The sequence below is a fragment of the Pseudomonas sp. genome, assembly GCF_050739655.1.
Lineage (GTDB): Bacteria > Pseudomonadota > Gammaproteobacteria > Pseudomonadales > Pseudomonadaceae > Aquipseudomonas.
In genome coordinates this window covers 1-7186 of sequence record NZ_JBOIBY010000138.1, presented here as the reverse complement: position 1 = coordinate 7186, position 7186 = coordinate 1, and the positions used below count along the sequence as shown (strand labels likewise).

Annotated in this window: 6 protein-coding genes and 1 pseudogene; 5 read left to right on the top strand and 2 right to left on the bottom strand. The window is 55.6% G+C overall.

Annotation, left to right across the window (positions count from 1 at the left end; translation table 11 throughout):
* Window positions 1-70: 70 nt before the first annotated feature.
* Window positions 71-883 carry a bifunctional DNA-formamidopyrimidine glycosylase/DNA-(apurinic or apyrimidinic site) lyase gene (gene mutM, locus ACRESJ_RS07000; protein ID WP_431757257.1) on the bottom strand — a complete coding sequence of 271 codons (813 nt, stop codon included), beginning with the start codon at window positions 881-883 and terminating at the stop codon, window positions 71-73.
* 42 nt (window positions 884-925) lie between these two features.
* Window positions 926-1795 (bottom strand): HDOD domain-containing protein, encoded by an 870-nt coding sequence (locus tag ACRESJ_RS06995; RefSeq protein WP_431757256.1) that lies wholly within the window; start codon window positions 1793-1795, stop codon window positions 926-928.
* A 176-nt stretch (window positions 1796-1971) separates the two neighbouring features.
* Between ACRESJ_RS06995 and ACRESJ_RS06990 the strand changes: the two genes are divergently transcribed.
* The 5 genes and pseudogenes from ACRESJ_RS06990 to ACRESJ_RS06970 form a co-directional block, all read left to right on the top strand.
* Window positions 1972-3168: a class I SAM-dependent rRNA methyltransferase gene (locus ACRESJ_RS06990; RefSeq protein ID WP_057398123.1), complete on the top strand. Its 1197-nt coding sequence runs from the start codon at window positions 1972-1974 to the stop codon at window positions 3166-3168.
* Window positions 3169-3581: 413 nt separating this feature from the next.
* Window positions 3582-4660 (top strand): annotated as a pseudogene (locus ACRESJ_RS06985) (SagB family peptide dehydrogenase).
* Window positions 4657-5622 (top strand): diiron oxygenase, encoded by a 966-nt coding sequence (locus ACRESJ_RS06980; protein WP_431757255.1) that lies wholly within the window; start codon window positions 4657-4659, stop codon window positions 5620-5622. Before ACRESJ_RS06985 ends, ACRESJ_RS06980 begins: the two are co-directional and overlap by 4 nt.
* Window positions 5615-6820, top strand: a complete 1206-nt coding sequence (locus ACRESJ_RS06975) for an MFS transporter (RefSeq protein ID WP_431757254.1) — start codon at window positions 5615-5617, stop codon at window positions 6818-6820. The genes ACRESJ_RS06980 and ACRESJ_RS06975 overlap by 8 nt, the downstream gene beginning before the upstream one ends.
* A 259-nt stretch (window positions 6821-7079) precedes the next feature.
* Window positions 7080-7186 (top strand): hypothetical protein (locus tag ACRESJ_RS06970; RefSeq protein ID WP_305214611.1); only part of this gene is annotated, 107 nt, incomplete at its 3' end.

Genomic DNA, 7186 nt, shown 5'->3' with positions numbered 1-7186 from the left:
CACAAATCCCCTGTGGGAGCGAGCTTGCTCGCGATGACGTCATCAGCCTCACTGAAAATCTGACTGACTTTCAGCTCTGACAACGCGGGCAAAAAACGCTGGCGCGCTGCCCCAGCTTCACTTCCCGCAGGCCCGTGCCACAGACTTTGCAGTGTTCGCCGCCGCGTCCGTACACGAACAGTTCCTGCTGGAAATAACCAGGCTGACCGTCCCCACCGATAAAGTCCCGCAGCGTGGTACCGCCGCACTCGATGGCGGCCGCCAGGATGCGCTTGATCTCGATTGCCAGTTTCAAATACCGCGCACGGGAAATGCTCCTGGCTTCGCGTCGCGGGTCGATTCCAGCAGCGAACAACGCTTCGGTCGCATAGATATTGCCGACGCCCACTACCACCGCGTTATCCATGATGAACGGCTTGACCGCCATCGAACGTCCACGGGACAGCTGGAACAGGCGCTCGCCGTCGAACAGGTCGGTCAGTGGTTCCGGCCCCAGGCGGATCAGTAATTCATGATTGAGAGGATCGAGGCTCCAGAGCATTGCGCCGAAGCGCCTCGGGTCGGTGTAACGCAGCGCCAGGCCCGACTCCAGTTCGATGTCCACATGCTCATGCTTGGCCGCCGGCAATCCGGCCTCCACCAGACGCAAATTGCCTGACATGCCCAAATGGCTGATCAAGGTGCCGACTTCGGCATTGATCAGCAGGTATTTGGCCCGCCGCTCCACCAGTACGATGCGCTGCCCGGACAGCCGCACATCGAGGTCTTCGGGGATTGGCCAGCGCAAGCGACGATCACGCACGATCACCCGGCTGACACGCTGGCCCTCCAGGTACGGCGCGATGCCGCGACGGGTGGTTTCGACTTCTGGCAATTCAGGCATGGTGCTCTCGGATCAGGCTCATGGCCTGGAAAGTTCCGACACTCAGCGATGAGTGCCGAGGTCGCGGATCGTCTGCTTGAGGGTCTCGAAGTCGTAGTCCGAGAGGCCGACATAATCGAGCACCAGCGGCGCGATGCTGTTCCACTCGTGATCTTCGCCCTGATTGCCCAGCACCCGGTACGACGCGCAAATGTGCTCGGCCATCTTCAGGATCGCCAGCAGGTTCTTCAACGAACTGTTGCGCGAAGAATCATCGCTGAAGATCGCCAGGGCATTGTGGTGATTGGCGATCGCAGCACTCACGCGCTCCGGCAGACGCCAGGACTTGGCCGTGAAATACCCGACCACCGAATGATTGGTATTGAACACCTGATTCTCCGTGTCCACCACCCGGCATTCGGCACTGGCGTTGGCATAGGCCTGCTCCAGAACGCCCATGTACTCGGGAAAGCGCTGGAGCATCAAGGGTACGCCACAGTCGTGGAACAAACCCAGCGCGTAAGCTTCATCGCCGTTTTCAACGCCGATGCGCTTGGCCAGGGTCAGGCAGGTCATTGCCACGTCCTGGGCGGTGTCCCAGAAACGGTTGAGGGTGACAATGGTGTCGTCATTCATCTCGCCCTTGATCGACTGCGCGTTGATCAGGTTGATGACCGAGCGGCTGCCCAGCAGGTTCACCGCGCGCTGGATCGAAGCAATCTTGTTGCTCAGGCCGTAATACGGCGAATTGACGATTTTCAGCAAGGAACCGGAAAGGCCCGGGTCCTGGGAGATCAGTTTGGCGATGACTTCCAGATCCGGGTCGGGCATGTACTGCTCCATCTGCAAATCCACCATGATTTGCGGCTGGGCCGGTACGCTGATGCCCTGCAGGGCTTGTTGGATCTGTTCGGAAGTCAGCTCTTGGGACATAAGTACGCACTCTGGGTCAGGCGCAGATTCTAGCTTCTAACAGTTGGATCCGAAACCTTGTACGGTCCATCGCCTGAAGTTTCATCCTGACGGGCCCTGCCCACCGCATGTCCATCCACCATGCCGTGGCCTTGCGCAACACGCTATACTCCCGCTCTTTTTTCCGGAGCGACGTCATGTCCCTGCCTAGCCTGCGCCTCAAGGCCAACGCCGACCGCCGTCTGCGCAACGGCCATTTGTGGGTCTACAGCAACGAAATCGATGTAGCCGCTACTCCTTTGCACGGTTTCAAGGCCGGCGACCAGGCGATCCTCGAAGCCGCCGGCGGCAAGCCGCTGGGCATCGTTGCCATGAGCCCGAACAACCTGATCTGCGCCCGTTTGCTGTCGCGCGACATCAAGCTGCCGCTGGACAAATCGCTGCTGGTGCACCGCCTGAACGTGGCCCTGTCCCTGCGCGAGCGCCTGTTCGACAAGCCGTTCTATCGCCTGGTCTACGGCGACTCCGACCTGTTGCCAGGCCTGGTGGTTGACCGTTTCGGCGACATCCTGGTGGTGCAGATCGCCTCGGCGACCATGGAAGCCCATAAGGACGACGTGATCGCGGCGCTGACCCAAGTGCTCAAGCCAAGCGGCATTCTGTTCAAGAACGACTCCGCTGCCCGTGATGCCGAAGGCCTCAACCGCTACGTCGAAACCGTGTTCGGACTGGTGCCGGAGTGGGTTGCCCTCGAAGAGAACGGCGTGAAGTTCGAAGCCCCGGTCATCCAGGGTCAGAAAACCGGCTGGTTCTATGACCACCGCATGAACCGCGCACGCCTGGCGCCTTATGCCAAGGGCAAGCGTGTACTGGACCTCTACAGCTACATCGGTGGCTGGGGCGTTCAAGCCGCTGCATTCGGTGCAAGTGAAGTGTTCTGCGTCGACGCTTCGGCCTTCGCCCTCGACGGCGTCGAGCGCAACGCCGCACTGAACGGCTTCGCCGAAAAAATGACCTGCATCGAAGGCGACGTGTTCGAAGCCCTCAAAGAGCTCAAAGCCAGCGAAGAACGCTTCGACGTGATCGTGGCCGACCCGCCGGCGTTCATCAAACGCAAGAAAGACATGAAAAACGGCGAAGGCGCCTACCGCCGCCTGAACGAGCAAGCCATGCGCCTGCTGACCAAGGACGGCATCCTGTTCAGCGCCTCCTGCTCGATGCACCTGCCGGAAGACGACCTGCAGAACATCCTGCTGACCAGCGCCCGCCACCTGGACCGCAATATCCAGATGCTGGAGCGCGGCGGCCAGGGTCCGGATCATCCGGTGCATCCGGCCATTCCGGAAACACGTTATATCAAGAGCATTACCTGCCGGTTGTTGCCAAACAGCTGATTGCTTATTTTGAAGGGGGGGGTCAATTGGCTCTCCTTTTTTCCACCCACTACCATTCTCCTACTCCAGCAGTCCTTCCGAGACGCCTCTCGATACTGCTTTGAGTTTTTTGTCGGACAGAACTTACAAAACATGCCCAAGCGTAGGACGACTCCGACACTAATACCAGAAACTCCTTACTTAATATTCTATTGAAAAATCCCAGCTCATATCTATGATTGAGTTGTCACTACGAAGTGACACATACTTCAAATAGAATAAGGAGTTCCAAAAATGAAAGCAATTACTCTGGAAGCTTCCAACATCGCCAACCTGGCTTTTCTGGTTGCCCCAAAAGCCCGCTAAGTAGATGAAGCGCTGGGGAGTGCCGGCTACCCAGCGTTTTCTATGGCCTTATCCAGAGAACCAACAAAATGCAGATAAATCCTTATTTATTCATACTTCCGCGCACACCCGGCCAGATAGTTTGGGATTACAAAAATCACAAGCAGTTTGAACTCAATTCTGCGTATTCAATTCGACTATCCGAATTAATCGAAAACCCAAAAAACTTCAATCAACTAAATACAATTGACCTTCAATTACTCAATGCGGGAATCCTTACAACCTCCACATTCGATGACATTGAATGGGGCTGGGATGAACTATCAAAAATATTTCATATTGGCACTAAGAACATCCCTTGCGACAACGTCCCCCAAAATGTTCATGAATGGTCAAGACTATACCTCGACCATTGCACAAGTGTACTCACCACTCCAGCCCCTCGAGCCAGATTCTCGGAATGCGTGGCACGCGAACTGATTGTCCTTCCCCCCCCTCTCACTTCCCGGAAGTCTCCCTTTCAAACGTCCTGATTGACCGAAAAACTTGTCGTTCCTTCACAGGTGAGGCCGTTTCCCTTGAAGAGGTAAGTACGCTGCTTTACCTATCACTCGGCTATTTGCAGGAGCGAGAAAACGACATCGACGAAGTTGTTGTTGAAGGCCTCGGCGCTCGACGAAGCAGCCCATCCGGCGGCGGACTGAATTCCTGCGAGGGCTTTCTTCACATTCAACACGTTAATGGTTTGAACCCTGGTCTCTACGCATATCACCCCAAGGAGCACGCGCTGGGTTTCATTGGCTCGTTGCCTTGTCAGCCTGTGGGGCACCTTTTGTGCGGCCAACATTTCATCAACAACCTGCCAGTCGGACTTTTCATCACCTGCCGATTCGACAAACTTTGGTGGAAATATGAGCATTCGCGGGCCTACCGAATGGCTTACGTTGAAGCAGGTCATATTTCCCAGACCTTTCAATTGGTGGCCACTTCGTTGGGATTGAACACTTGGTTGACCGGCGCATTGGCGGACGATCAGGTCGAAGCGGTGTTGGGCCTTGAAGATAGTCCAGAGCAAGCGTTGTTTTTTGTCGGCTGCGGTAAAAGTGATGGGCAAGTGATGTGCGAGGAAATGAAATCACTACTGAGCGGCCGGGGACAAGAACAATGAAAAAGCCCCTCATTGACCTAGCCTCAGGGCCCCAGCGCTTCACCCTCGGCAACTGGAACACCCGAGCTTCAGTCCGAACCAGCGAGCAATGCTATTCATTGCCTTCGGACATAGAAAAACAACTGGAAACCCGACACTGGTTCCCGCCTGCTTTTCTCCCCTACCTGAATCACCCTGTGATCAAATCAGCAGATAGAGCACTCTCTCATCGCCTATCCGCAAACCACTTGGTGTACTTCCTCGACTACACCACCTTGCTAGAACACCGTATTGTCAACCGGTCCGTCGAAATCATCGCCCATAACGAACTCGGTATTTCCATTCCACGCACGATGAAAACGTCCGCGCTGCAGCTCTACACCGATGAGGGCTACCATGCGCTGTTCTCCAATAGCCTCGCTGAGCAGATTGCCGAGCTCTACGGCATGACCGATCGACCGGTCATGCCTCAGCGGATAGTCCAATTGAACGCCCTGCTCAGCCACACACCGGACAAGCACAAGGCGCTGGCGTGGTTCATGATCGGCTTCGTTTCAGAGACAATTATCGCCAAGGAATTGCTCGCAGTTTGCCGCGACGTTTTGGTGAGCAGCGTTCAGGCCATGCTCCGAGATCACCTCGCGGACGAGGCGCGGCACAGTCGCTATTTTTCCGAGGTGTTCCATTATGTGTGGCTGCACCTGAACAGCGATCAACGGGCATTCGCCGCCAGAGTAGTTTTGGAAACGCTCCTGATTTTTTTTGAAGTCGACGAACAATGGCTGAGGGAAAGCCTAAATAGTGTTCGACTGGACGAAACGACTATCGCACAAATTCTCTTCGATCTGGTGGGACCTCACGCATGCCTTCTACGCGCCCGATCCGGTGCCGATGCCACACTGAAAGCACTGAAAAAGGCCAGGTTCTTCGATCTGCCAGCCAACCGGCAACTTTTCTCCATGGCGGGACTAGTCGATGGGTGAAGCAACAGTTGTAGTCAGTGTCAAAAACCGTCGGGCCGCGGTCACCATGCTGATGACCATGGTGCTGCTCGGGGTCTTCCCCCTTGATGTCTTGCTACCGTCCTTCCCGGCGCTGGCAGGACATTTCCGGACCACACCAGCCGACATCGCATTCTCCATCAGCCTGTTTGCAGTCGGCATTTCCCTGTCGCAACTATTGATCGGGCCACTCTCGGATATCATCGGACGCAAGGGCCTGCTGCTGGCCGGAATGGCAGTCTCGATCATGGGTGCCGTAGGTTGCGTCTTCTCGTCCGAATACGCCTGGTTTCTGATGTTCCGTTTGATCCAGGCAATTGGCTGCGGATGCTTCGTGCTCTCACAAGCGCTGGTTCAGGATCTATTTCACGGAAAGGAACGCGATCATCTGCGGATCTTGATGGTCACCGCCAGCGGGATTTGCATTTCCGTTTCGCCACTATTGGGCTCCTTGCTGCAACAAGCACTGGACTGGCCCGGAAGCTTCATTACTTTTATTGCTCTGACTGTCGTCGTGTTTCTCAAGGCTTGTTTCTTTCTTGAAAATCAGCGACCCGTTGTAACTCCACGTCAAGGCATTCTCCATTCCTACCGAATGGTCTGTCGCGACGCCGGTTTCATCGGCTATTGGCTGATCGCAGCGATTGCATTCACTTGCCACTTTTCCTTCATTGTTGTTTCTCCGCTGATCTTCATGGAGCAACTACGGCTTTCGCCGTACGAGTTTTCACTGACCCTGCTGCTCTATGGTGTGGCTTATATCATTGGCGGTATCGTCGCCCGCATTCTCGCCCGCCGGATCGCATCCAACATTCAGATTATCGTGGGCCTGGGGCTGATTTTTTTTTCGGGGCTGGTGATGCTTTTACTCTCAAGTCTGATTGAGCTTTCGACCCTAAGTGTGTTGATTCCGATGATCATATGTACAGCGGGCACGACCATCGCCCGACCGGTCGCGACTTCCAACGCCATGGAGATATTCCCGGACAGCGCGGGCACTTCCGCATCGGCAGGGAATACGCTGATTTTTATCTTCGGAGGTCTGATTAGCGCCTTGGTCAATCTGAGTCAAAGCCAACTGCAAATGACCCTGGCACTGAGTTTCCTAGCGCTAAGCACGGTGGGTATTGTTCTCAATGCACTGATCACACGGCGGCATCAGGCAATGAATAGCGAGTAATACCTGCCAGTCGTCATCCCACAACCTCCATCACCACCGGATCAACGCTTGCAGCCATTCCCTCCAGCCGCCAGCCGTGTAGAATCGCGAACATTCATCGCCAGTCATCCCCCGGCGGGTTTATGAGCTCAAGCTGAAGCGCGCGGCGATCCCGCAAAGTCATCGGCAACTTCCGGACACACGGCCATTTCTGAGTGTTCCAGACGTCAATAGAAGCTCACTTCCCTTTTGATACCTGATTAGCCGCCCGGAGTGCTTCATGCCTGATTACCGCTCGAAAACATCCACCCACGGCCGCAACATGGCCGGCGCCCGCGCACTGTGGCGCGCCACGGGGATGAAAGATGACGACTTCAAGAAGCCGAT

What these genes read in the sequence shown, in the direction of transcription:
- mutM (WP_431757257.1), bottom strand. Translation starts at nt 883, where the DNA reads ATGCCTGAATTGCCAGAAGTCGAAACCACCCGTCGCGGCATCGCGCCG.
- ACRESJ_RS06995 (WP_431757256.1), bottom strand. Translation starts at nt 1,795, where the DNA reads ATGTCCCAAGAGCTGACTTCCGAACAGATCCAACAAGCCCTGCAGGGC.
- ACRESJ_RS06990 (WP_057398123.1), top strand. Translation starts at nt 1,972, where the DNA reads ATGTCCCTGCCTAGCCTGCGCCTCAAGGCCAACGCCGACCGCCGTCTG.
- ACRESJ_RS06980 (WP_431757255.1), top strand. Translation starts at nt 4,657, where the DNA reads ATGAAAAAGCCCCTCATTGACCTAGCCTCAGGGCCCCAGCGCTTCACC.
- ACRESJ_RS06975 (WP_431757254.1), top strand. Translation starts at nt 5,615, where the DNA reads ATGGGTGAAGCAACAGTTGTAGTCAGTGTCAAAAACCGTCGGGCCGCG.